General features: G+C 71.7%; 21 protein-coding genes. 7 read left to right on the plus strand and 14 right to left on the minus strand.

Going from position 1 to position 22,447, the window contains the following annotated elements; all coding sequences use genetic code 11:
• Positions 1–2: 2 nt before the first annotated feature.
• The 5 genes from ABZS54_RS09285 to ABZS54_RS09305 form a co-directional block, all read right to left on the minus strand.
• The gene (locus tag ABZS54_RS09285) at positions 3–2,393 is read right to left on the minus strand and encodes an FAD-dependent monooxygenase (RefSeq protein WP_355532712.1); all 2,391 of its coding nucleotides are present in this window, start codon (positions 2,391–2,393) and stop codon (positions 3–5) included.
• Between the two features lie 118 nt (positions 2,394–2,511).
• Complete coding sequence (locus ABZS54_RS09290; RefSeq protein ID WP_355532714.1) at positions 2,512–3,006, minus strand: thioesterase family protein; 495 nt, start codon at positions 3,004–3,006, stop codon at positions 2,512–2,514.
• Positions 3,003–4,691 carry an AMP-binding protein gene (locus ABZS54_RS09295; RefSeq protein ID WP_355532716.1) on the minus strand — a complete coding sequence of 563 codons (1,689 nt, stop codon included), beginning with the start codon at positions 4,689–4,691 and terminating at the stop codon, positions 3,003–3,005. Before ABZS54_RS09295 ends, ABZS54_RS09290 begins: the two co-directional genes overlap by 4 nt.
• A 296-nt stretch (positions 4,692–4,987) precedes the next feature.
• Positions 4,988–6,811, minus strand: a complete 1,824-nt coding sequence (glmS, locus tag ABZS54_RS09300; protein ID WP_355532718.1) for a glutamine--fructose-6-phosphate transaminase (isomerizing) — start codon at positions 6,809–6,811, stop codon at positions 4,988–4,990.
• A gap of 143 nt (positions 6,812–6,954) precedes the next feature.
• On the minus strand, positions 6,955–7,215 hold the full coding sequence (locus tag ABZS54_RS09305; protein ID WP_355532720.1) for a hypothetical protein: 261 nt from the start codon (positions 7,213–7,215) through the stop codon (positions 6,955–6,957).
• A 255-nt stretch (positions 7,216–7,470) separates the two neighbouring features.
• Here ABZS54_RS09305 and ABZS54_RS09310 point away from each other — a divergent pair, with 255 nt between their 5' ends.
• Both ABZS54_RS09310 and ABZS54_RS09315 read left to right on the plus strand, forming a co-directional pair.
• Positions 7,471–7,599 carry a hypothetical protein gene (locus ABZS54_RS09310; protein WP_355532722.1) on the plus strand — a complete coding sequence of 43 codons (129 nt, stop codon included), beginning with the start codon at positions 7,471–7,473 and terminating at the stop codon, positions 7,597–7,599.
• 67 nt (positions 7,600–7,666) lie between these two features.
• Entirely contained in the window at positions 7,667–8,227 is a 561-nt protein-coding gene (locus ABZS54_RS09315) for a hypothetical protein (RefSeq protein ID WP_355532724.1), read from the plus strand.
• An 8-nt stretch (positions 8,228–8,235) separates the two neighbouring features.
• On the opposite strand, the gene ABZS54_RS09320 is transcribed toward ABZS54_RS09315, so the two are convergent.
• Both ABZS54_RS09320 and ABZS54_RS09325 read right to left on the minus strand, forming a co-directional pair.
• Positions 8,236–8,769, minus strand: a complete 534-nt coding sequence (locus ABZS54_RS09320; protein WP_355532726.1) for an N-acetyltransferase — start codon at positions 8,767–8,769, stop codon at positions 8,236–8,238.
• Entirely contained in the window at positions 8,766–9,554 is a 789-nt protein-coding gene (locus ABZS54_RS09325) for a GNAT family N-acetyltransferase (RefSeq protein ID WP_355532728.1), read from the minus strand. The genes ABZS54_RS09320 and ABZS54_RS09325 overlap by 4 nt, the downstream gene beginning before the upstream one ends.
• Before the next feature lie 369 nt (positions 9,555–9,923).
• Here ABZS54_RS09325 and ABZS54_RS09330 point away from each other — a divergent pair, with 369 nt between their 5' ends.
• Together ABZS54_RS09330 and ABZS54_RS09335 are read left to right on the plus strand one after the other, a co-directional pair.
• Positions 9,924–13,496, plus strand: a complete 3,573-nt coding sequence (locus tag ABZS54_RS09330) for an indolepyruvate ferredoxin oxidoreductase family protein (protein WP_355532730.1) — start codon at positions 9,924–9,926, stop codon at positions 13,494–13,496.
• 101 nt (positions 13,497–13,597) lie between these two features.
• On the plus strand, positions 13,598–14,737 hold the full coding sequence (locus tag ABZS54_RS09335) for an acyl-CoA dehydrogenase family protein (RefSeq protein WP_355532732.1): 1,140 nt from the start codon (positions 13,598–13,600) through the stop codon (positions 14,735–14,737).
• A gap of 117 nt (positions 14,738–14,854) precedes the next feature.
• Here ABZS54_RS09335 and ABZS54_RS09340 read toward each other — a convergent pair whose 3' ends face one another.
• The 4 genes from ABZS54_RS09340 to ABZS54_RS09355 form a co-directional block, all read right to left on the minus strand.
• Positions 14,855–14,983, minus strand: a complete 129-nt coding sequence (locus tag ABZS54_RS09340) for a hypothetical protein (protein WP_355532734.1) — start codon at positions 14,981–14,983, stop codon at positions 14,855–14,857.
• On the minus strand, positions 14,980–15,219 hold the full coding sequence (locus tag ABZS54_RS09345) for a hypothetical protein (RefSeq protein ID WP_355532736.1): 240 nt from the start codon (positions 15,217–15,219) through the stop codon (positions 14,980–14,982). Before ABZS54_RS09345 ends, ABZS54_RS09340 begins: the two co-directional genes overlap by 4 nt.
• 286 nt (positions 15,220–15,505) lie before the next feature.
• A complete protein-coding gene (locus ABZS54_RS09350) occupies positions 15,506–16,315 on the minus strand; it encodes an SGNH/GDSL hydrolase family protein (RefSeq protein WP_355532738.1) in 810 nt (269 codons plus the stop codon).
• A gap of 219 nt (positions 16,316–16,534) precedes the next feature.
• A complete protein-coding gene (locus tag ABZS54_RS09355; protein ID WP_355532740.1) occupies positions 16,535–17,137 on the minus strand; it encodes a TetR family transcriptional regulator in 603 nt (200 codons plus the stop codon).
• Between the two features lie 86 nt (positions 17,138–17,223).
• On the opposite strand from ABZS54_RS09355, the gene ABZS54_RS09360 reads away from it, so the two are divergent.
• Positions 17,224–17,811 (plus strand): hypothetical protein, encoded by a 588-nt coding sequence (locus ABZS54_RS09360; RefSeq protein ID WP_355532742.1) that lies wholly within the window; start codon positions 17,224–17,226, stop codon positions 17,809–17,811.
• Between the two features lie 22 nt (positions 17,812–17,833).
• On the opposite strand, the gene ligD is transcribed toward ABZS54_RS09360, so the two are convergent.
• The 3 genes from ligD to ABZS54_RS09375 form a co-directional block, all read right to left on the minus strand.
• Complete coding sequence (ligD, locus tag ABZS54_RS09365) at positions 17,834–18,802, minus strand: non-homologous end-joining DNA ligase (protein WP_355532744.1); 969 nt, start codon at positions 18,800–18,802, stop codon at positions 17,834–17,836.
• Between the two features lie 171 nt (positions 18,803–18,973).
• Positions 18,974–19,744 (minus strand): alpha/beta fold hydrolase, encoded by a 771-nt coding sequence (locus ABZS54_RS09370; protein WP_355532746.1) that lies wholly within the window; start codon positions 19,742–19,744, stop codon positions 18,974–18,976.
• Positions 19,745–19,858: 114 nt separating this feature from the next.
• A complete protein-coding gene (locus tag ABZS54_RS09375) occupies positions 19,859–20,641 on the minus strand; it encodes an AfsR/SARP family transcriptional regulator (RefSeq protein ID WP_355532748.1) in 783 nt (260 codons plus the stop codon).
• Positions 20,642–20,837: 196 nt separating this feature from the next.
• On the opposite strand from ABZS54_RS09375, the gene ABZS54_RS09380 reads away from it, so the two are divergent.
• Together ABZS54_RS09380 and ABZS54_RS09385 are read left to right on the plus strand one after the other, a co-directional pair.
• The gene (locus ABZS54_RS09380; protein WP_355532750.1) at positions 20,838–21,746 is read left to right on the plus strand and encodes a metallophosphoesterase; all 909 of its coding nucleotides are present in this window, start codon (positions 20,838–20,840) and stop codon (positions 21,744–21,746) included.
• A gap of 29 nt (positions 21,747–21,775) precedes the next feature.
• Entirely contained in the window at positions 21,776–22,423 is a 648-nt protein-coding gene (locus ABZS54_RS09385) for a 4'-phosphopantetheinyl transferase superfamily protein (protein ID WP_355532752.1), read from the plus strand.
• Positions 22,424–22,447 lie beyond the last annotated feature (24 nt).

A 22,447-nucleotide genomic window follows, 5' to 3' on the forward strand; every position in this document is an offset into this window, starting at 1 on the left:
GGTCAGCGCCGGCCGGGTACGGCCACCAAGGGGGAATCGCACTTTGGTCGCCAGCGCCGCGGCACCGCTTCGACCGTCTCGCGCAGCAGGTGCAGCCGGGGCGGTACGCGGTCGCTGCCCGCGCCGGGCGGCTTGCGGCTGCCCGGGCGCCACGCGCTCGGCCACGGCGCACCGGTTCCGGTGTAGCCCTGTTCGGCGGCGGCGTGCAGCGTCCACATCGGGTCGTAGAGGTGGGCGCGACCGACCGCGCACAGGTCGGCGCGGCCCGCGAGCAGGATCGAGTTGACGTCGTCGTAGGTGGAGATCGCGCCGACCGCGATGGTCGGCACGCCGGTCGCGTTGCGGATCAGGTCGGCGAACGGGGTCTGGTAGCCGCGCCCGTAGGCGGGCCGCTCGTGCGGCACCACTTCGCCGGAGGAAACGTCCATCGCGTCCGCGCCGGCCGCCGCCAGTGCCCGGGCGATCGCGACCGCGTCGTCCTCGGTGGTGCCGCCCTCGGCCCAGTCGCTCGCCGAGATCCGCACCACCAGCGGCTTGTTCGTCGGCCACACCGCGCGCACCGCGGACAGCACCTCGATCGGGAAACGCAGCCGGCCGGCGAGTGAGCCGCCGTATTCGTCCTCGCGCAGGTTGGTCAACGGGGACAGGAAGCCGGACAGCAGATGGCCGTGCCCGTACTGGAGTTCCAGCGCGTCGAAGCCGGCCCGGTCGGCCCGCGCGGCGGCGGCGGCGAACGCGGCGGTGATCGCGTCCAGGTCCGCCCGGTCCGCCTCACGCGGTCGGAAGTCGTTGTTCGCGTCCCAGGCGATCGCCGAGGCGGCCACCGTCGGCCAGCCGCTCGGGCCCAGCGACACGCTCCGGCCGTCGGCGTCCGGCACGGTGGTCGCCGCGCGGCGCCCGGCGTGGCTGAGCTGGATGCCCAGCAGCGGCCCGTCCGGCGCCTGTTCCTTGACCCGGGTGACCACGTCGCGCCATGCCGCCTCGTGCGCGTTCGACCACAGGCCCGGACATGCCTCGGTGGCCCGCCCGTTCGGCAGTACGGCCGTCATGCCCGCGAAGACCAGGCTCGCGCCGCCGAGCGCGAGCGCGCCCAGATGCGCGGACTCGAACGGGCCCGGGATGCCGTCCTGGGCCGCATACGTGGCCATCGGCGGCACCACCACGCGGTTGCGCAGTCGGATCGAGCCGAGTCGCAAGGGCTGGAACATCGGCGCCGCGTCCACCCGGTCCGGCCGGCCGGCGGTGAACGCCGCGTCCACCTGCGCCACGAACTCGGGGTCGCGCTCCAGCAGGTTGGCGTGGGTGACCCGACGGCTGCGGGTGAGCAGGTTGAAGGCGAACTGCTCGGGCGCCTGGCCCACCGCGCGGTCGATGTTCTCGAACCACTCCAGGCTGGCCTGGGCGGCGCGCTGGGTGGAGCGCACCACCGGCTTGCGTTCGGCCTCGTAGGCGGTCAGCGCGGCCGGAATGCCGGCGTGCTCGTTCAGGCACGCGGCCAGGGCGAGCGCGTCCTCCATCGCCAGCTTGGTGCCCGAACCGATGGAGAAGTGCGCGGTGTGCGCGGCGTCGCCGAGCAGCACCACGTTCTCGTGGTGCCAGGTGGCGTTGCGCACGGTGCTGAACCTGATCCAACGCGAGTTGTTCGGGATCAGCCGGTGGCCGTCCAGGTGTTCGGCCAGCAGCGCCTCGCAGCGCGCGATGCCCGCGTCGTCACTGGCACCGCGCGGCAGGTCGCGGCCGGCGAACTCGGCGAATCCACCGCGCCGCCAGGCATCCTCGGCCAGTTCGACGATGAAGGTGCTGCGTCGGTCGTCGAAGGGGTAGGCGTGCACCTGCACCACGCCGAAGTCGTGCTTGTCCACGATGAAGGTGAACGCGTCGAAGACCTTGTCGGTACCCAGCCACATGTAGCGGCAGCCGCGTTCGTCCAGGCTCGGCCGGAAGGTGTCGGCGTAGCACTCGCGCACCGTGGAGCGCACTCCGTCCGAGGCGACCACCAAGTCGTGGGTGCGCGCGAGTTCGGCCACGTCCGGCGCCTCGGTGCGGTAGCGCAGGTCCACGCCCAGCGCGACGCACCGCTCTTGGAGGATGCGCAGGAGCCGCTCCCGGCCCAGGGCGGCAAATCCGTGCCCGCCGGAGGTGAGGGTGCTGCCGCCGTAACGGATGTCGATGTCGGTCCAGCGGGCGAACCCCTCCGACATCGCGGCGAAGATCTCCGGGTCGGCCTGGGCGATACCGTCCAGGGTCTCGTCGGAGAACACCACGCCGAAGCCGAACACGTCGTCCGGGGCGTTGCGCTCCCACAGGGTGATCTCCGCGGCCGGCGAGAGCTGCTTGGCGAGGGCGGCGAAGTACAACCCGCCCGGCCCGCCACCGATGACTGCGATGCGCACAGCGTCCTCCAATGTTCCGGGCCTACCCGAGCGTATGTAATAAATTCCACGATCGTCAACAGGACGCGATATTCGAGGGTCGCGGGCACGGCGTCCGAGCCCTCGTACCGGCATGCGGTCAGGCGTACGACTCCGGTCGTTGCGGGCCGCCCCGGGACAGCGCGGCCCGGATCTCCTCGGGCCAGGGCGAGGCGCCTTTCGCGTCCGGCGGGCAGTGCACGACGGACAGCCGCCCGGTCGCGGCCACACCCTGGGTGCCGCGCACCTCGAACTCGTAGTGCAGCGAACTCGCGCCCACCCGGACGACCCGCAGCGCGGCGTGCACGGCTTCGCCGAACCACAAGCGCTCGCGGTAGTCCGCCTCGAAGTGCACCCGCGGGATCCGGCCGAACAGCTCGGCCACGCCCAGCCGGCGCAGCAGGACCGCCTCGGCCGCCTCGACCCAGCGCTGCACGGACGAGTAGTGGTAGTGGCCCGCGGCGTCGGTGTCCTGCCATTCGACCCGGCGCTCGATCACCACGGAGGGCAGTGTCGTCGCGTCCGCCGAGTCCTCGGCCGGGGCGGCCGGGTCGGGCCGGGTCGGGCGGGTTTCCTGCATCTCGTTGCCTTTCACGAGGGCTCCGGGGCAAGGGAGTTCGAGGTCGCGGCCGGCGGTATCGGCCCGGCCGGGGCCGGTGGCGCGTCGGCCTGGGCCCAGGCGCGCAGTTCGCCACGCCGCAGCTTGCCGTTGCCGGTGCGCGGGAGAGCGGCCACGAACTCGACGGCGCGCGGGTACTTGTACGGCGCGATGGCCTGCTTGACGAAGGCCTGGATGCGGCCGGCGGTGTCCGCGTCGGCGACCACCCCCTCGCGCAGCACCACGTACGCCTTGACGATCAGGCCGCGTCTGGGGTCGGGCGCGCCGACCACGCCGCACTCGGCGACGTCCGGGTGTGCGGCCAGGGCGAGTTCGACCTCGGGGCCGGCGATGTTGTAGCCGGACGAGACGATCATGTCGTCGCTGCGGGCCTGATACCAGAGGTAGCCGTCGGCGTCGCGGATGTAGGTGTCGCCGGTGATGTTCCAGCCGTCCCGCACGTAGCTGGTCTGGCGTGGATCGTCGAGGTAGCGGCACCCGGTCGGGCCCTTGACCGCGAGTTGTCCGGGCGTGCCGTCCGGGACCCGCCGGCCGGCGGCGTCGAGCACCACGGCCTCGAAGCCGGGTACCGCGCGACCGGTGGCACCGGGACGGATGTCCTGGTCGGCGGCGGAGACGAAGACGTGCAGCAACTCGGTCGCGCCGATCCCGTCGATCAGCTCGATCCCGGTCGCCGCGTGCAGGTCGTGCCAGGTCTCCGCGGGCAACGCCTCACCCGCCGACACGCACCGCCGGACGCCCTTGAGCAGGTCGGCGAGGCCCGCGCCCATGATCGCCCGGTAGGCGGTGGGCGCGGTGAACAGCACGGTGACGCCGTACTCGGCGATGATCCGGGCCAGCCGCTCGGGCGTGGCATGTTCGAGCAGCAGGCTGGCCGCGCCCACGTGCAGCGGGAAGACCACGAGGCCGCCGAGGCCGAAGGTGAAGCCCAGCGGCGGGGTGCCTGCGAACAGGTCGTCCGGGGTGGGCTTGAGGATGTGCCGGGCGAAGGTGTCGGAGTTGGCGAGCACGTCGCGGTGGAAGTGCATGGTGGCCTTGGGTCGACCGGTGGTCCCGGAGGTGAACGCGATCAGCGCGACGTCGTCGGCCGAGGTGTCCACCGCCTCGAACTCGCCGCTCTTGTGCGCACAGCGGCCGATCAGGTCGGTCGCCGCGTCGCCGCCGTAGGCGAGGGTGGTCAACCCGGGCACCCGGGCCACCGCCAACTCGTCCATGAACCGGTGGTCGCACAGCGCGACCGTGGGCGTGGCGATCTCGCACAACGTCGTCAGCTCGTGCGCCCGAAGCAGCGGCATCGTGGTGACCACGACCCCGCCCGCCTTGAGCACGCCGAACCAGCAGGCGACCAGCCACGGGTTGTTGGGGCCGCGCAACAGGACCCGGTTGCCGGGGACCAAGCCGAGGTCCTCGGTCAGCACCCGGGCCACCTGATTCGCCCGAAGCAGCAGGTCACCGTACGTCCACTGGTCATCGAGCGTGACCAGACACCGCCGATCGGGACCGAGCCGCGCCACGGTGTCGTCCAACAGGACCCGAGCACAGTTGAGCCGAGTCGGGTAGCGCAATTCCGGTAGTTCGAAACGTAGTTCGGGCCACAACTCGGCCGGTGGCAGTCGATCACGACAAAACGTGTCGACGTGAGCAGAAGGAAACAGCTCCATGTGCGCGCACCTCATCCTGGTGTCAGCGGGAGTCGCGGAGCCAGTATCTACCAATCCTGACGACAGTCAATGTATCGCGATAGATTTACGGGCAACAACCCCGGACGCATGCCCGGGATATCTACAATCCACGCAAACACGGCGTGGTGGCCTCGTGGGAAGAGGCACGGGTACGGCCGCGCGGATGCTCCTCGGGCGAGCCGTCGACCGTGCGCCGGACATGGGTCGAGCCCGTCTCCGACTGCCCTGGAGACGGGCTCGACCCATGTCCGGACCCGAGCGGGCCCGCGTCCGCGCTACTCCACCGTCACCGACTTGGCGAGGTTTCGGGGGCGGTCGATGTCCTCACCGAGGGTGCGGGCCGCGTGGTAGGCGAGGAGTTGGGTGGGGATCGTGAGGAGGATCGGGTCGAGTTCGGGTTCGTTGCGCGGGACGTCGATGCGGTCGGCCTCGAGGTCGCCCAGGTCCACGCCCTTGTGGGTGATCACGGTCAGTCGACCGCCCCGCGCGCGGATCTCGTGTGCGGCCGCGAGGTTGCGGCCGACCAGGTCGTCGTCCGGGATGATCGCCACCGTCGGCAGGTCCGCGTCGATCAGCGCGAGCGGGCCGTGCTTGAGTTCGCTGCTGGGGTAGGCCTCGGCGTGCCGGTAGGTGATCTCCTTGAACTTCTGCGCCGCCTCCCGCGCGACCGGATAACCGCGTACCCGGCCGATGAAGAACAGGCTGCGCGCATCCGCGAGCCGCCGACCCGCGTCGGCGATGGTCTGCTCGTCGGCCAGGATTTCGGCGATCTGGCCCGGCAGCGCCTGTAGGCCGGCCAGGATCCGCGCGCCGTCCGCGTGCGACAGGTCGTGCACCCGGCCCAGCGCCAGCGCCAACAGCGCGAAGCCCACCGACATGTGGGTCAACGCCTTGGTCGAGGCCACCGAGACCTCGGGCCCCGCGTGCAGATAGATGCCGCCGTCGCACTGCCGAGCGATGGACGAGCCGACCACGTTGACCAGGCCGACCACCCGACCACCCTTGCGCTGGATCTCGCGCACCGCGAAGAGCGTGTCGGCGGTCTCGCCCGACTGGCTGACCGCGACGTACAGCGTGTCCGGCTCGATCACCGGATTGCGATAGCGAAACTCCGAGGCCGGTTCGGCGTCGGCCGGCACCCGGGCCAGGTCCTCGATCAGCGCGGCCCCCAACTGACCCACGTAGTAGGCCGATCCACATCCGAGCACCTTCACCCGACGGAACCCGCGCAGCTCGCGCAGCTCGATCCGCAGACCGTCCAGCCGAGCCGAGCCGAACCGATCGTCGAGGCGGCCACCCAGCATGCGCTCGACGGAGGAGGGCTGTTCGTGGATCTCCTTGTGCATGAAGTGCTCGTGGCCCGCGAGTTCGAGCTCCTCGACGGTGAGCTCGACGGTGGTCGGCGTCTTGGTGACGTCCTGCTGCTCCCGGGTGAAGGTACGAAAACCGGTCGCGGTGACCGTGGCCAGCTCGCCGTCCTCCAGGTGCACGACCGAACTGGTGTGCCGCACCAGCGCCGAGACGTCGCTCGCGACGAACATCTCCCGCTCGCCGACGCCGATCACCAGCGGCGAACCGTTCCGGGCCACCACGATCCGGTCCGGATCGGCCCCGTCCACGACGGCGATCGCGTACGTACCGGTCACCTGTGCGAGCGTGGCCACCACCGCGGCCTCGAGCGTGTCCGCCGTCGAGCGGGCGATCAGGTGTGCGAGCACCTCGGTGTCGGTGTCCGAGGCCAGTTCGACCCCCTCGGCCGTGAGCCTGGCCCGCAGCGCGGCCGCGTTGTCGATGATGCCGTTGTGGACGACCTGGATCCGGCCGTCCGCCGACGCGTGCGGATGCGCGTTGGCCTCCGAGGGTGCGCCATGGGTGGCCCAGCGGGTGTGCCCGATGCCGACCCGCCCCGAGGTCTTGGCGGGCACGGCGGCGGCCAGCGCCTGTACCCGGCCCACCCGCCGGAACACCTTGGCCGCACCACGCGCGCCCAACACCGCGATGCCGGCCGAGTCGTAGCCTCGATACTCCAGTCTGCTCAGACCTTCGAGCAGGATGGGGGCGGCCTGCTGCGCGCCGATGTAGCCCACGATTCCGCACATGATGCTGCGCTCCTTGCTCCTGGCAGGTCGATATGTTCGGCCGCGCCGATGGATGGCTCGCGCGGCCCGCCCGGCGGGCACGGCTTCGACGGGCACGGCCTCGACAGCCGTGACCGCAGCGGCCACGGGCCGGCCCGATCGGCTCAGCCGTAAATAACGCGCCGCAGTTGGCGCTCGGTCAACTCCGGTGGCGCGACCAGGCGTTCGCTCAGTTCGGCGGCGATCAGGCGATAGATCTGCGCGTTGCGCTTGCCGTAGACCTTGTGGTGCCGATGCCGCCGCCGGACGTACTCCTCGACCGGCTCGCGGTACCACGCCAGCACGTCCTCGACGATCCGCTCCGCCTCGGCAGGCGCCAGGCCGGTTGTCGCCGCGATCCGCTCCACCAATTCGCCGTCAGCCACCCCCCGATCCTGACCTCCGCCCGCGCCGACGGCAAGAATCTGCCCGATTTCGGGCAGATTCCGGGCAGAGAAGCATTCAGAAGGACGATCGAGACGCGCGGCCGGGCAGTTGGCCGTAGAGAAAGGCGTGCACTCCGTCCGTGAGGATCGCGTCGACTCGGCCTCCCCGAGACCACTCCCCGCCGCCCCTGGCTGCCCGCCGCCGAGTACGGCCAAGCCCTGCTCGCCGCCGGCCTGCCCGAGTTCATGGTCCCCGTGTTCGAGGACACCGAGGCAGCCATCGAACGCGGCGAGCTCGCCACCACCACAGGCGACTTGTCCCGCCTGCTCGGCCGCCCGACCACCTCCCTCGCCGAGACGGTCGCCACCACACTCACGCGCTGAGCGCCGCAGCCACACGCCGGCCACTTTCGGCCTTGCCGCCCAGCGGGTACGCGGGCAGGTTGAGGGGATGATCCTCCCGTTCGCACGCGAAGGTAAGACCGGTTCGATCCAGGTGACCGTCGAGCGCGTCGAAGACCCATCGGCGATCGGACAGACCGCCGAGGCCCGGGACTTCCCGTGTCTCACCGCGCAGATCGTCTACCCCGCCCGTGGCTACGGCGCACTGTTCGGGTGGGTGCAACTGGTCCGCTCCACCGACGGCGCGTCGGCGGGCGCGGAGTTCGAGATGGACCCGTTCTCACTCTTCGCCGACGCCGGGTCGCCCTACTGCTACTTCGGCGTCGCGCCTACCCTCTTCGACTCGCCGGCCCGCGACACCCGCGCCCCGATGACCTGGCTCGCGCACACGTTCCTGGGCTGGACCCCGATGGCCGAGAGCATCGAACCGCACGTCATCCCGCTCGTCGGCTTCTCCTGGGGCTTCTCCATCGACCGCACCGAAACCATCGCCCTCCGCCCGGCCCAACCCCTCACCCCCACCGACTGGACCGCCCACCTCCCCTACCTCACCAAACAACACCCGGCCTGGACCTTCGCCCCGGCCCCCGGACGCGCGCCCGGCGCGTAACGCGCGGGCTAACGCCGGTTCGCGGTCAGGCATGTGGAATTGTCGAGGGCGAGGTGGGCCAGGACGCCTCGGCCGCCGGTGAAGGTGACGCCCGGAACGGCGAAGTCGTGGGATTCCTCGTGGAAGCCCAGGGATTCGTGCAGGCGCAGCGAGGCGGTGTTGCGGGCGTTGGTGAAGTACCAGGCGAAATCCGCGCGTTCGGCGATCCAGGCGAGGCGGGCGCGGGCCAGGCGCAGGCCCAGGCCGGCGCGGCGGGCGGTGGGGGCGACCACGATTCCGGCCAGGTAGTAGCCGACGGGGGCCGTCGGTGACGGGTCGAGGTGTACCGCGCGGGCGTAGCCGACCACCGGGTCGGCGTGGTCCGAGGGCTCCGTCGCGACCAGGAAGCAGCCGTCCGGACGGTCGAACCACGTCCGGACGCGCGCCCGCAGGTCGGGTTCGGCGCCCGCGGGACCACCGTCGTGCAGCGCGAGCAACGCCGCGCACGCGTCGAGATCGGCGGCCCGCGCACTCCGCACCACGAAGGTTCGCGACGACCTCACCCGACCCACCCCCGCGACACCAGGTATCCCGCCTCCCGGTCGAAGCCCAGGACCGTGGCGCCCTCGTCGAGCAGTCCGCCCAGTACCTCGCGCAGTGCCGCCCGCCAGGATCGGGCCACCTCGGGGTCGGTCCGACGCAGGGCCTCGATGTCCGCCGGCACCGCGACCAGCACGACCTCGGCCTCCGTGTCGCCGAGCACCGGCCGCCCGTCCCGCACCGCCAGCGCCGGCTCGGCGTCCGCGGGCGGCTCGATCGGCATCCACTCGCGCCGCACGGCCGCCCGTACCCTCGGGTCGTTCAACTCCCAGACCGCCAGAACCCGGTCGCTGGCGTCGCCGCTGTTGACGGTGTCCACCATGTCGCCGTAGAAGTTCGGCAGGTACTCCACGGGTCGCGCGCCCAGCTTGGTCAGGTTGAAGTAGGCGTTGCGGCGGACCAGCGGGTCGTACGTCCAGGTGATCCGGCGCAGCCCGCGCGCGAGCGCCCACTCCCGCTGATGCGTCTTGAGCGCGAAGCCCACCCCGCTCCCGGTCAGCGCGCCGGTGACGTGCGAGTGCAGCGTCTCGCCGATCGGCGCGCCGAAGAACGCGACCGCCGCGCCGACCAGCAGGCCGTCCCGATAGGCACCGGCGACGTAGTTCCCGGCATGTGCGAAGGCCCGCAGCAGTTCGACGCCCACCGGCGGCCCCTGACCCGGCACGGGTGGCCAGATCCCGCCGTACAGATGCTCGACGTCGCGAAACTCGCCGAGCTCGCACAGCTCCCGCACCTCCGCGTCCTGCACGCGTGCCCGTGTATGTCTCCGCGCGCGTGCCTGCGTGTCGCCCTGCTCTCGTGCCTTCGGATCGTTCATCTAGTCCGCACCGCCCTTCGCTCGGCCCGCACCACGATGCGTGCGATTCTCGCCGGGCCCACCGAGGCCTCGGCTACCCCGAGAGTCCTCGGTCCGAACGACACACATCGATACACAACTCACGGGTAACCACTGCACGCGCAAACTAAGTGACGGCCAGCGCGCCAGCCAGCAAGATCTTTGCGTCTTTTCCCCGAGATCTCGCAAGGTACTTGCGTCCTGACGACGCCGTTGGTGTGCTTGCCGCTCCCCGCCCCCACCCATCCGCCCCCACCCCATGGGGCTTCGACGGAGGCTTCCGTGCGCACAGATCAGGCTTCGCCTTCGCTTCCGGCTCCCGCATCGCCGACTCCGGCATCGCCTGCCGCGGCCTCCGTTTCCTTGGACGACAAGTACGCCGCCGAGCAGGGCCGCGTGCTGATCTCGGGTGTACAGGCACTGATCCGGCTGACCCTGGAGCAGCGCCGGCTGGACACCGCGCGCGGCCTGGACACCCGGGTCTTCGTCAGCGGGTACCAGGGTTCGCCGCTCGGCGGTGTGGACCTGGAGATGGGTCGCGCCAAGCGATTCCTGGACCCGGCCGGCGTGGTGTTCCAGGCGGGCCTGAACGAGGAACTGGCCGCGACCGCCGTCGCCGGAACCCAGCTGGTGGACCAGACCCCGGGCGCGCGGTACGCCGGGGTGACCGGCTTCTGGTACGGCAAGAACCCGGGCCTGGACCGGGCGGCGGACGCCATCCGGCACGCGACGATGGCCGGTACCGCTCCGCTCGGCGGCGCGGTCGCATGGATCGGCGACGACCCGGGCAGCAAGTCGTCGACCGTGCCCAGCTCGTGCGAGCCGATGATGGAAAGCCTGTCGATGCCGCTGCTCGCGCCGGGAACGGTCGGCGAGATCGTCGAGTTCGGCCTGCACGCGGTCGCCATGTCCCGAGCCTGCGGCCTGTGGACCGGCCTGAAGATCGTCGCCGACATCGCCGACGCGTCGACCACGGTGGACGTGTCCGAGTGGGGCAAGGACATCCCGGTCCCGGTGGCGGGCAAGCGCGGCACCCTCCCGACGCTGGTCGGCCCGGCCGCGCTCGACGCCGAGCACGACCTGATCACCCGTCGGCTCGACCTGGCCCGCGCATATGCCCGCGAGCACCGCCTCAACCGGATCGAGCACGACGCCCCGGGCGCCCGCCTGGGCATCCTCGCCGCCGGCGTGTCGTTCTCGGTGGTCCGCCGCGCACTCGCCGACCTCGGCCTGGACTCCGACAACGCGCTCGGCGTGCGGCTGATCCGCATCGGCATGCCCTTCCCACTGGACGACGCCGAACTGGCCGAACTCACCGCCGGTCTGGACGAGGTCCTGGTGGTCGAGGACAAGGTCCCGTTCCTGGAGGCCCGCCTCAAGGAGGCGCTGTACCGCCGGCCGGACGCGCCGCGCATCGTCGGTCGCCGTGACGACACCGGCCGCCCGCTGCTCACCGCGCGCGGCACGCTCGGCGCCGACGACGTGGCTCGCGCTGTCGCCGCCCGGATCGGCACCGACAACCTGCCCGCGTCCGCGACCGCGTACCTGGCCACCCTCGCCCCCAAGCGCCGCTCGCGGATCGCGCTGCCGATGCTGGCCTCGCGGACCCCGTACTTCTGTTCCGGCTGTCCGCACAACGCGTCCACCCGCACCGCCGACGACACCCTGGTCGGGGTCGGCATCGGCTGCCACGTGATGATCGCGCTGGACGGCAAGGGCCGCGGACATCAGCTCGGGCTGACCCAGATGGGCGGCGAGGGCGCGCAGTGGATCGGCCTGATGCCGTTCACCGACGACAAGCACTTCGTGCAAAACCTCGGCGACGGCACCTTCCACCACTCGGGCTCGCTGGCGATCCGGGCCGCCGTCGCGGCCGGCGCCAAGATGACCTACAAGCTCCTGTACAACGACGCGGTCGCGATGACCGGTGGCCAGAAGGCCGAAGGGCGGCTGGACGTACCGGCGTTGACCCGGTGGCTCGCGGTCGAGGGGGTGCGCAGGGTGGTGGTCACCACCGACGACCCGCGCAGCTACCGCGGAGTTCGGCTCGATCCGATCGCCAGTGTCCGACACCGCGACGAGCTCTCGGCGGCCGAGCGGGAGTTGGCCGGGCTGGACGGGGTGACCGTGCTGATCCACGACGACCGCTGCGCGGCCGAGGAGCGCCGACTGCGCAAGCGTGGGCAGTTGCCGACGCCGGCCGAGAAGGTGGTGATCAACGAGCGGGTGTGTGAGGGCTGCGGGGACTGCGGGGACAAGTCCACGTGTCTTTCGGTGCAGCCCGTGGACACCGAGTTCGGCCGCAAGACGCACATCCACCAGGGCTCGTGCAACTCGGACTTCAGCTGCCTGAGCGGCGACTGCCCATCCTTCCTGCTGGTCGAGCCGGGCACCCGCAAGGCCCGGGAGGTACCCGACCTGCCCCTGGAACCGGGTCTCCCGCAGCCCCGGTTCGCCGACGCCGACCTGCTGGTGCGGATGCCCGGCATCGGCGGCACCGGCGTGGTGACGGTCTCCTCGATCCTGCAGATGGCCGCACACCTGGACGGACTGCACGCGGCCGGCCTGGAGCAGACCGGTCTGGCCCAGAAGGGCGGCCCGGTGGTGTCCGACCTGCGCATCTCGAACCGGCCGATCGACGGCGCACTGCGCGCCTCGCGGGCCGGCGCGGACGTGCTGATCGGCTTCGACCTGCTCGGCACCGCGGCGGCGAGCAACCTGGCCACCGCCGACCCGCAACGCACGATCGCCGTGGTCAACACCGCGATCGTGCCGACCGCCGCGATGGTCACCAACCAGATCGCGCTGCCCGGTTCGCCGACCGAGACGCTGGAGCGGATCGACGCGGCGACGCGGCGGGCCGACAACCTGTACCTGGACGCGCTGGGCCTGTCCGAGGCGCTGTTCGCCGACCACATGCCCGCCAACATGATTCTGATCGGGGCCGCGTTCCAGCACGGCTGCCTGCCGCTGAGCGCGGACGCGATCGAGCGGGCGATCACCCTCAACGGCGCGGCCGTGGCCAAGAACCTGGCGGCGTTCCGCTGGGGTCGGGCGATGGCCGTGGACCCGGCCGCAGTACTGGCCGCCGCCGTCGCGGCGCCGCCGCGCGCGGTGGTCGAGGTCGACGCGGCCTCGCTCGTGCTGGCCGACGGCACGGGCGGCGACGCGGAGCTGCGCGAGGTGCTGGGCACTCGGATCGCCGACCTGACGGGGTACCAGGACGCGACCTACGCCCGCCGGTACGCCGATGACGTGCGGGCGATCCGGACCGCGGCGGTCGAGCGGGCGGGCGTGGCGGCGGGTGAACGGGTCGCGGTGGCCTACGCGAAGGCGCTGCACCACCTGATGGCGTACAAGGACGAGTACGAAGTGGCCCGCCTGCATCTGGACCCGGTGGAACAGGCCCGACGAGACGCGGAGTTCGGTCCGGACGCGGCGGTCTCGGTGCTGCTGCACCCGCCGGCGCTGCGCTACCTCGGGATGAACCGCAAGATCCGACTGCGCCGCACGGCCGGTCCGGCCTTCCGGGCGCTGCGCGCGGCGCGCGGCCTGCGCGGGACCCGCTGGGACCTGTTCGGCTACGCCGAGGTGCGTCGGGTGGAGCGCGAACTGGTGCCGCAGTACCGCGATCTGGTCCGCAGGGCGCTGCGCGAGTTGTCCGCGGCCAACGTCGACGCGGTCATCGCATTGGTGGCGCTGCCGGAGACGATCCGGGGCTACGAGGAGATCAAGCTCGCCCGGGTCGCCGAATACCGCACGGCGGCGCGGACCGCGCTGGCCGCGTTGACCGCGCCCGCGGCGGTCGCGGACACCTCGGGCGCCTCGGACACCGAGCTCGTCGCGACCGGCTGACCCACCGGCCCGTTCGCCCCGGCCGGCCCGCCCGATCCGGGTCGGCAGGCCGGCATCTCACACCCCCTCCTCCCCCGCCGCCCCCGACCTCCGGAGCAGCCGTGACCGTCGACCGCCTCCTGCCCACTCGGGATGCCGAGGACCTGCTCGATCTCACCCGTACCGTCGCCGACCGCGAGCTCGCGCCCGTGGCCGCCCGGCACGAGCGCGAGGAGTCCTACCCGGAAGGGTTGTTCGGCATCCTGGGCGACGTGGGCCTGCTGGGTCTGCCGTACCCGGAGGAGGACGGCGGCGGCGGTCAGCCGTACGAGGTCTACCTCCAGGTGCTGGAGGAACTCGCGGCTCGCTGGGCGGCGGTGGCGGTCGCCACCAGCGTGCACACGCTGGCCTGCTTCCCGGTGGCCACCTACGGTTCGCCCGCCCAGCGCGAGCGGTGGTTGCCGCAGATGCTGGAGGGTCGGCTGATCGGTGGCTACAGCCTGTCCGAGCCGCATGCGGGCTCGGACGCGGCCGCGATCATCTGCAAGGCGCGCCCGGTCGCCGACGGCTACCGAATCAATGGCACCAAGGCGTGGATCACGCACGGCGGCAAGGCGGACTTCTACGCCCTGTTCGCCCGTACCGGCGAGGGCAGTCGGGGCATCTCGTGCTTCCTGGCGCCCGGTGCGGCCGAGGGGCTGGCCTTCGGTCGGCCCGAGGAGAAGATGGGCCTCAATGCGGTGCCCACGACCAGCGCGTTCTGGGACGGCGCGGTCCTGGAGCGGGATCGACTGATCGGCGCCGAGGGGCAGGGTCTGGCCATCGCGTTGAGCGCGCTGGACTCGGGTCGGCTGGGCATCGCGGCGTGTGCGACGGGCCTGGCCCAGGCCGCGTTGGACGCGGCGGTGGAGTACGCCAACGAACGCACCACCTTCGGCCGCCGGATCGTCGACCACCAGGGCCTGGGTTTCCTGCTGGCCGACATGGCCGCCGCCGTCGACTCCGCGCGCGCCACCTACCTGGACGCGGCCCGCCGCCGCGACCTGGGCCGGCCGTACGGCCGGCAGGCCAGCGTGGCGAAGTTGATCGCCACCGATGCGGCGATGAAGGTCACCACGGACGCGGTCCAGGTCTTCGGCGGATGCGGCTACACCCGTGAGTTCCCGGTCGAGCGCTACATGCGCGAAGCCAAGATCATGCAGATCTTCGAGGGCACCAACCAGATCCAACGCATGGTCATCGCACGACAGTTCGCCCGCTGAACAGAGTTGCCTGGTCAGCACAGGAATTAGCCCTCCTGGGTGGCCCCAAAATGTGGAGCATCCAGGAGGGGCACAGACCTGTTCAAGATCAAGTGGGGCCACAGGTGGGGCACAGCCTCAGGAGCCGAATGCTGCAACCGCTGCGGTCTCCTGCTCGGCGGCCGGAACGAGGGACCGCTGCCACCGCTCTTCGAGGCGCTGCGAAATCTTGCGTGTCATTTCGTTGGACACGTGGGCGTAGCTCATCGCGCCCCCTCCTCGTCCCGGGCACGCTCGGCCAGGATCTGGCGCTCCTCTTCGCGGAGGGCTTCGACCGCGGCGATGTCCTCGTCCCAGGCGGGGGTGGGGCGGAGGGCCCAGCGGTTGAGGATGAGCGGGAGATCGCGGGCGTGGGCGTTGCCGACTTCTTCGTCGAACTTGTCGCGCCATTCTTCGGGGAGGGCGGCGCGGATGCCGTTGATGGATGCGGGCAGCTCGACCATCTCGCCGCCGATGTGGGTGGTGAACGTGGCCGCCGTGATGTCTCCCGGATGGTGATGAGAGGCCAGGGTGGCACCGCGCCGGGGGTGATCGGTAGCCGGCGCACACGGGCGGAGTACGCGACCGGGTGTGCGCCGCACGCTATGGGGCGCGCAGCCGCCCCCGATCGCATCGACGATCGGGGGCGGGCCCGGCGGACGTTCGGCACGTCCGCCGACACCAGCTGCCCGTCGTTCCCGACGGCGGGTGGGCGGCCACCTCGACCGGACCGGCCGGGCGCCCTGCGGGTCAGCCGACCCGGATCCCGGTGACGGCTTGGAGTTCGGGGAGGTAGCCCTGGCTCTGTCCGCTGCTCGTGGGGTGGTACGACTCGTCCACGGGCAGCGTGATGCCGTGGATCCACGCGTTGGACGCACAGACGCCGTGCCCGGCGAAGCGGGTGCGAACGTCGGCGAAATCGGCGTGCGCGGCGCCGGCGCGCTGCCTGGTGATCTCGGCCAGCGTGTCGGCGGCCTGGTCGAGGATGGTGCGCTTGAACTTGCTCAGGCCCAGGAAGCACGAGCCGAGTTCGAACAGGCGCGGGTAACCGAGCACAACCAGGCGGGCGTTGGGTGCGCGGTCGCGGATCTGCGCGTAGGTGGCGTCGAGGTCGGCGGGGAGTTTGTCGGTGGCGTAGGTCTTGGCCTTGGCGACGGCGACGGAACAGTCGTTGTCGGAGGCGAGCACGCAGGTCATGATCGTGTCGACGAAACCGGCGTCGTTGCCGCCGATGCTGATGGTCACCAGCGAGGTCGCGGAATTCAGCACGGCCAGTTGGCCGGAGCGCACGTCGGCGGTCTTGGCTCCGGAGCAGGCCACGAAGGCGAAGCCGCCCGGGTGGCTTCGGTTCCACAGGGCCGGATAGGCGTTGGCGCTGCGCTTGCAGGCGCCGCTGTCGGGGAGGTAGTTGCCGGCTCCGACGCCGGCGCTGTACGAGTCGCCCAGCGCCGCGTAGTTCGAGGCGGAGGCGGCCTGGGCGGTGGGCGCGACGAGCGCGGTGCCGGCGACGACGGTAACGGCGACGGCCGTCGCGGACAGGGTGCGGGGCAGCGAGAACACGAATGGTCTCCTCGGCGGACGTGGGGACGTCGTCGGAGGCGTCGGCGGGCATTGCGCTGCTGCACCTGAATCCGTTGACCCGTCGAACCGCCCGAGTCGGAACGCCCGTTCGACGTCCGGCTCTTCCGCAGTCGTCGCCCTTGGCACTCGATGTGAAACCTCATCGTCCCGCGCCCGAATCACCGCTGTATAGGCGGATTTCAGCCCCGCGACGGGCGATCACCCGCCCGCTGTCACGACCTTGAGCTCGGCGAGCGACTCCCGGATGACTTCCGCCAGGTCGCGCTCGCCGGATTCCTCGATCCAACAGTCGAACGCGATCTTGAAGACGGCGATCCCCGCCTCGGCGGCCAGACTTGCCGCCGGGTCCGCGACGCCGCGTGCGCGCAACCCGTCGGCGAGTGCCGCGGACAGGTTGGCGAGCTTGATCAGCTCGCGCTCGCGCAGTTCGGCGTTGGCCACGATGACACGTTGGCGGCGGCAGGCGAATGCGTGGCGCTCGCCGAAGAGATCGGCGGCTGCGGCGAGGGCCGCGGCCACCGCCTCGATCGGGGCGACGGCCTCGGGAGCGGCGGCAAGCGTGTTCACGAACGCCTCCTGCAACGAGCCCGAGCCCCCGAACAACACTTCGCGCTTGTCGGCGTAGTGCCGGAAGAACGTTCGCTCGGTGAGCCCCGCCCGCTGGGCGATGTCCGCCACGGTGGTCTGTTCGAACCCGCGCTCGCCGTAGAGCTCCAGGGCCGCCTCTTCGAGCCGCCCCCGCGCGTTCGGCTGCCATCGGCTCGCCCGCTCCGACGCCTCGGCCCACGCTCTCGCCGCCACCGGAGCCGAGGTGCATCGCGGCGGCGACCGACCGCGGTGCGATCGAGGCGCTCGGCGCCGCGCTCGAAGGTTCCGATCGGCCCCTCGTGATCACCGGCGGAACCCTCGGCCTCACCGCCGCGCCGGTGGCCTCCGAACGGGACATGCCGGACGCCGACGTGACGCCGCGAGCCGCCGGGAGCCTGGCGGCGCTCGCGTTCGCCGACCGAGGCGTGCGCTCGTCCGTACTGCGGTTGCCTCCGACGGTGCACGCCGAGGGTGACCACGGCTTCGTGCCGATGCTGATCGGCATCGCCCGGGACAAGGGCGTGTCCGCCTATGTCGGCGACGGATCCAACCGCCGGCCCGCGGTACACCGATCCGACGCGGCACGCCTGTTCCGCCTGGCGCTGGAACAGGCCCCGGCGGGCTCGATCCTGCACGGGGTGGCCGAGGAAGGCATCCCGATCCGTACCATCGCCGAGCTGATCGGCCGGCACCTCGACGTCCCGACCACGGCCATCGCGCCCGATCAGGCCGGCGAGCACTTCGGCTGGCTGAGCGCCTTCTTCGCGACCGACGTCCCCACCTCCAGCACGCTCACCCGCGAACTGCTGAACTGGCGGCCGACCGGCCCCGGCCTCGTCGACGACCTCGACAAGGGCCACTACTTCCACGGTCCGTCGAACCCGTGAGGTGACCCGGCCGCGGGGCTGCTCAGCGGCGCGTCAGGTCCGGGCGCAGGCGTTGCCAGGTGGGGTTGCGCAGTCGCCCGATCGTGGTCCAGCCGGACACGGTGACCTCGGCGACCAGGCGGGGGTCGACCCACTGGGCGCCGGGGACGTCCACGAAGTCGGCGAAGGGCGTGTCGGAGCGGGAGAGCGCGCCCAGGTATTCGCCGAGCTCGCCGCGTTCGGCGTCGCTCAGGCCGTGCTCCACGATGCCGGCGAAGCGCAGTCCATCCGGTGCGTCGACACCCACGAGCAGGCTCCCCGGGAGGCCGCGCAACTCGCCTCGGCCCTCGACCCAGCCGCCGATGACCACGTCGTGTGTCTCGATGTGCCTGGCCTTGACCCAGTCCGGTGAGCGCCGTCCGGGCTGGTAGTCCGAGGACAGGCGCTTGGCGACGATGCCCTCGTACCCGTTCCGCAGGCTCGTCGCCCACGCGAGTTGCACGTCGCCCTCCGCCCACTCGGGCGTCGACCATCGGGAACCGTCGAGGTCGAGGCCGGCCAGCAACATCCGGCGCTCGCGGTAAGGGGTCGACAGCAGCGACCGGCCGTCCAGGTACATCACGTCGAAGAGCATCAGGTGCACCGGCGCGTCCATGGTCAGCCGCGCCACCTTGCGCGGATTGACCACGCCCATCCGCTGCCGCAGCAGTTCGACGTCGGGCCGTCCCCGGTCGTCGAGAACCACGATCTCGCCGTCGAGCACCGCCTGTCGCTGCCCGTGCTGCACGCCGAGCCCGGCCAGCTCGGGGTAGGTGCGGGTAACGTCGGCACCGTCGCCGGACATCAGCCGTACAGTCCCGTCGCCCGCACAGTACGCCACCGTACGGGCACCGTCCCACTGGATCTCGAACCCCCAGTCGAGGTCGTATCCCTCGCCCGGCAACGGCGCCGCGGTGGCCAGCATCGGCTCGATCTCGGGCAACACGGCATGAACTTGATCCTGACCGGCCATGCCTCGATCATCGGCGGGGCATACCGGGGCCGCCGGCGGAGCCCGGATCGTGATTCGCACATTCGTTCGATCCGATGCCCGCCGGCCCGCTCACCTCGGACCGACGCCCCGCCGGCGACCGGGAGCCATTCGAGCGAGCGCCGGTGCGCCTCGTGTCCGCGACTCGGCCGCTCAGCCGGTCGGAGGCCGGCCCGTCACCGCCGAGATCACCTCGGCGATGCGTGCCGTGACCGCCGCCTGGTGGTCGGTCAGATAGAAGTGGCCACCGGAGAAGGTGTGCAGGGCGAACGTGCCGTTCGTGTGCTCGCGCCAGGACATCGCCTCGTCCAGGGTGACCTTCGGGTCGGTGTCGCCGATCAGAACGGTGATCGGGCACTCCAGCGGCTCGGCGGGCGCGCAGGTATAGGTCTCGATCGCGCGGTAGTCGGCGCGCAGCGCGGGCAGCACCATCTGCAACACCTCGTCGTTTGCCAGCAGGCTCGCGTCCGTACCGCTCATCGAGCGCAGCTCGGCGGCCAGCCCCGCGTCGTCCAGCAGGTGCAGCCGCTCGTCGCGCCGCCGGGCCGGGGCCCGCCGGCCGGAGGCGATCAGCGCGGCGGGCCGCACGCGCAGCCGGCGGGCCACCTCGAAACCGAGGACCGCGCCCATGCTGTGGCCGAACAGGACCAACGGGCGCTCCTCGTCCAGCCACGGGTCCAGCGCGACGGTGATGTGGTCCGCGAGCGTGCCGATGTCGTCGATCGGCGGTTCGGCGCGCCGATCCTGGCGGCCGGGATACTGCACACCCAGCACCTCGGCCCGATCCTTGAGCGCCGCCGACAGCGGGAACCAGAAACTTGCCGAGCCACCCGCGTGCGGCAGGGCGACCAGGCGCGAGCGTGGATCGGAAACCGGGTGGAACCGGCGGATCCAGGCGTCCGATATGGCGGAGGCGGTTGTCATGGACGAGCCCTTCTTGATCGTCGCTGCCGTGGTCGTGGCCGCTGTGGTCGTGGCTGCCGTGGTCGTGGCCGGTGTCGTCGTCGCCGTGGTCGTCGCCCGGCGAAGCGATCGTGATCAGCCGGCCATCGAGTCCGTGCGCGCGCCCAGTGGCTCCACGCCGGTGAGCACGGCGTGCTGGACCTCGCGCAGTGCCCGGGACGGTTCCAGGCCGAGCAGTTCGCGAAGCGCGCCGCGGGTGTCCTGGTACACCGCGAGCGCCTCGCCGCGGCGGCCGCAGTGGTACAGCGCGACCATCAAATGCCGGGCGAAGTTCTCGTGCAGTGGATACTCCGCGGTCAGCGCGTACAGCCGGGCGACGCTCTCCCGATAGCGGCCCAGGGCGAGGTCTGCCTCGACCACCAGTTCGAGACACTCCAGCCGGGACGCCTCCAGGCGTGCGGCGTGCGCCCGCACGATCGGGCCGTGTGCGACGCCCGCGTAGGCCGGCCCGCGCCACAGGTCCAGCGCGCTCGTGAAGATCTCCGCCGCCTCGTGCTGCCGCCCGGCCCGCAGACCCGCTCGGCCCCGGTCGACCAGGCCGTGGAAGGCGTCCGCGTCCAACCGGTCCGGTCCCGTGTGCAGGATGTAGCCGCCGGCACACGTGGCCAACGGGCCGCTGCGCGCGGGGCCCGAGGCGCCCAGCATCGCCCGCAGCCGGGACACGTACACGTGCACCGTGGACTTGGCTCGCTGCGGTCGGGCGCCCGGCCAGATCTCGGCGACGATCCGGTCGACTGTCAACAACTGGCCCCGGCGCGCGAGCAGGGCGGCCAGGAGGGTCTCCGGCTTGGGCGCCGCGATCGTACGCGGCTCGGCACCGTCGACGATCCGCACGGGGCCGAGAATCTCGTACCGCAACGGCTCTTCCCTCTCTCTGGCGGTCGGGGTCACGCTCACCGGCAGTCCGGCCTTGCTCACTGACGACGGTGACATACGGCGGGCGTGTCGCGTACCCCTGACCTACCCCTACGCGACCTTGCGCGGGAATTGCGCGGTAACTGCACTCGGCCGTGTCCGCCTTCCCAGCACCCCTCGACCCGCTTATGGTCGATCGATGAGCACTGCCCGTTCGCCCGAGCGCGCGTTGTACGCCGTCAGCGACCTGCACGCCGCGATCCCGTCCAACCGCACACTCGTCGACGGCATCCGACCCCGCACCGAGGACGACTGGATCGTCGTCGCGGGCGACGTGGCCGAGCACGTCGAGGACACCCGAGCGACCCTTCGATTGCTCGCCGACCGCTTCGCGCGGGTGGTGTGGGTTCCCGGCAATCACGAGTTGTGGTCGGCGCCGGACGACCCGGTGCAACTGCGCGGCGAACAGCGATACCGGCATCTGGTGGCGATGTGCCGGGAGTTGGGCGTGCTCACCCCCGAGGATCCGTTCGCGGTCTGGGACGGACCGGGCGGCCCGGTCACCGTGGCACCGCTGTTCGTGCTCTACGACTACACCTGGCGCCCACCGGGCGCGGCCACGCAGCAGGAGGCGCTGGACGCCGCATACGAGGCCGGCGTGGTGTGCAGCGACGAGTTCATGTTGCACCCCGACCCCTATCCGAGCCGCGGTGAGTGGTGCCGGGCCCGGGTGGCGTACAGCGAGGGCCGGCTCGCGGCGGCGGCCGATCCGGCCGCGCCGCTGCTGATGGTCAATCACTTCCCGCTGGTCCGGCAGCCCACGGACGTGATGTGGTACCCGGAGTTCGTGCAGTGGTGCGGCACCGACCTCACCGCGGACTGGCATCGCCGCTTCCCGACCGCCGCCGTGGTGTACGGCCATCTGCACATCCCGCGCACCACGTGGTACGACGGGGTGCGCTTCGAGGAGGTCTCGCTCGGTTATCCGCGCGAGCGCAAGAACGGGCTGCGGCGGCCGATCCCGCGCCGGATCGTGCCCGCCGAAACCGCCGACGCCGCCGGGGCCGGCGGGACCACCCGCCCGGGCCGGCCGGCGGGCGCCCGATGACCACCTCGCAAGCCGACGCCGGAGGTTCGATGATCGCCCGTGTACTGCCGCCCGAGGTCTTCGCCGAGGAATCCTTCGACGACCCCGACGGGCCGCCGCTGTTCCCGGCCGAGGAGGCGCTGCTGACCAAGGCGGTGGACAAGCGCCGCCGCGAGTTCACCACCGTACGCAGGTGCGCGCGACGCGCGTTGGCCCGGATGGGGGTGCCGGCAGCGCCGCTGCTGCCGGGACTGCGTGGTGCGCCCGGCTGGCCGGCCGGCGTGGTCGGCAGCATGACGCACTGTGCGGGATATCGCGCTGCGGCCGTCGCGGACCGGGACGTGCTGCTGACCCTGGGCATCGACGCCGAACCCGCATTGCCGCTGCCCGAAGGGGTGTTGACGACCGTCTCGTCGGAGACCGAACGCAAACACCTGGCCGACCTGGCCGCGGGCCGACCCGAGATCGCCTGGGACCGGCTGCTGTTCAGCGCCAAGGAGTCGGTCTACAAGGCGTGGTTCCCGCTCACCGAGCGCTGGTTGGACTTCGCCGAGGCGGAGATCGAGTTCGACCCCGCGGCCAGCACGTTCGCCGCCCGGTTGTTGATCGAGGATCGCCCGCTGGACGGGTTCGCCGGGCGCTGGCAGGTCGACGCGGGCATCGCGCTGACCACGATCGCGGTGGCCCGCCGGGGCTGAGCCGGTCGGGTGGGGCCCGAGGCG

Origin of the sequence: Embleya sp. NPDC005575, from assembly GCF_040605455.1 — a bacterium.
In the GTDB taxonomy this organism is placed as follows: domain Bacteria; phylum Actinomycetota; class Actinomycetes; order Streptomycetales; family Streptomycetaceae; genus Embleya.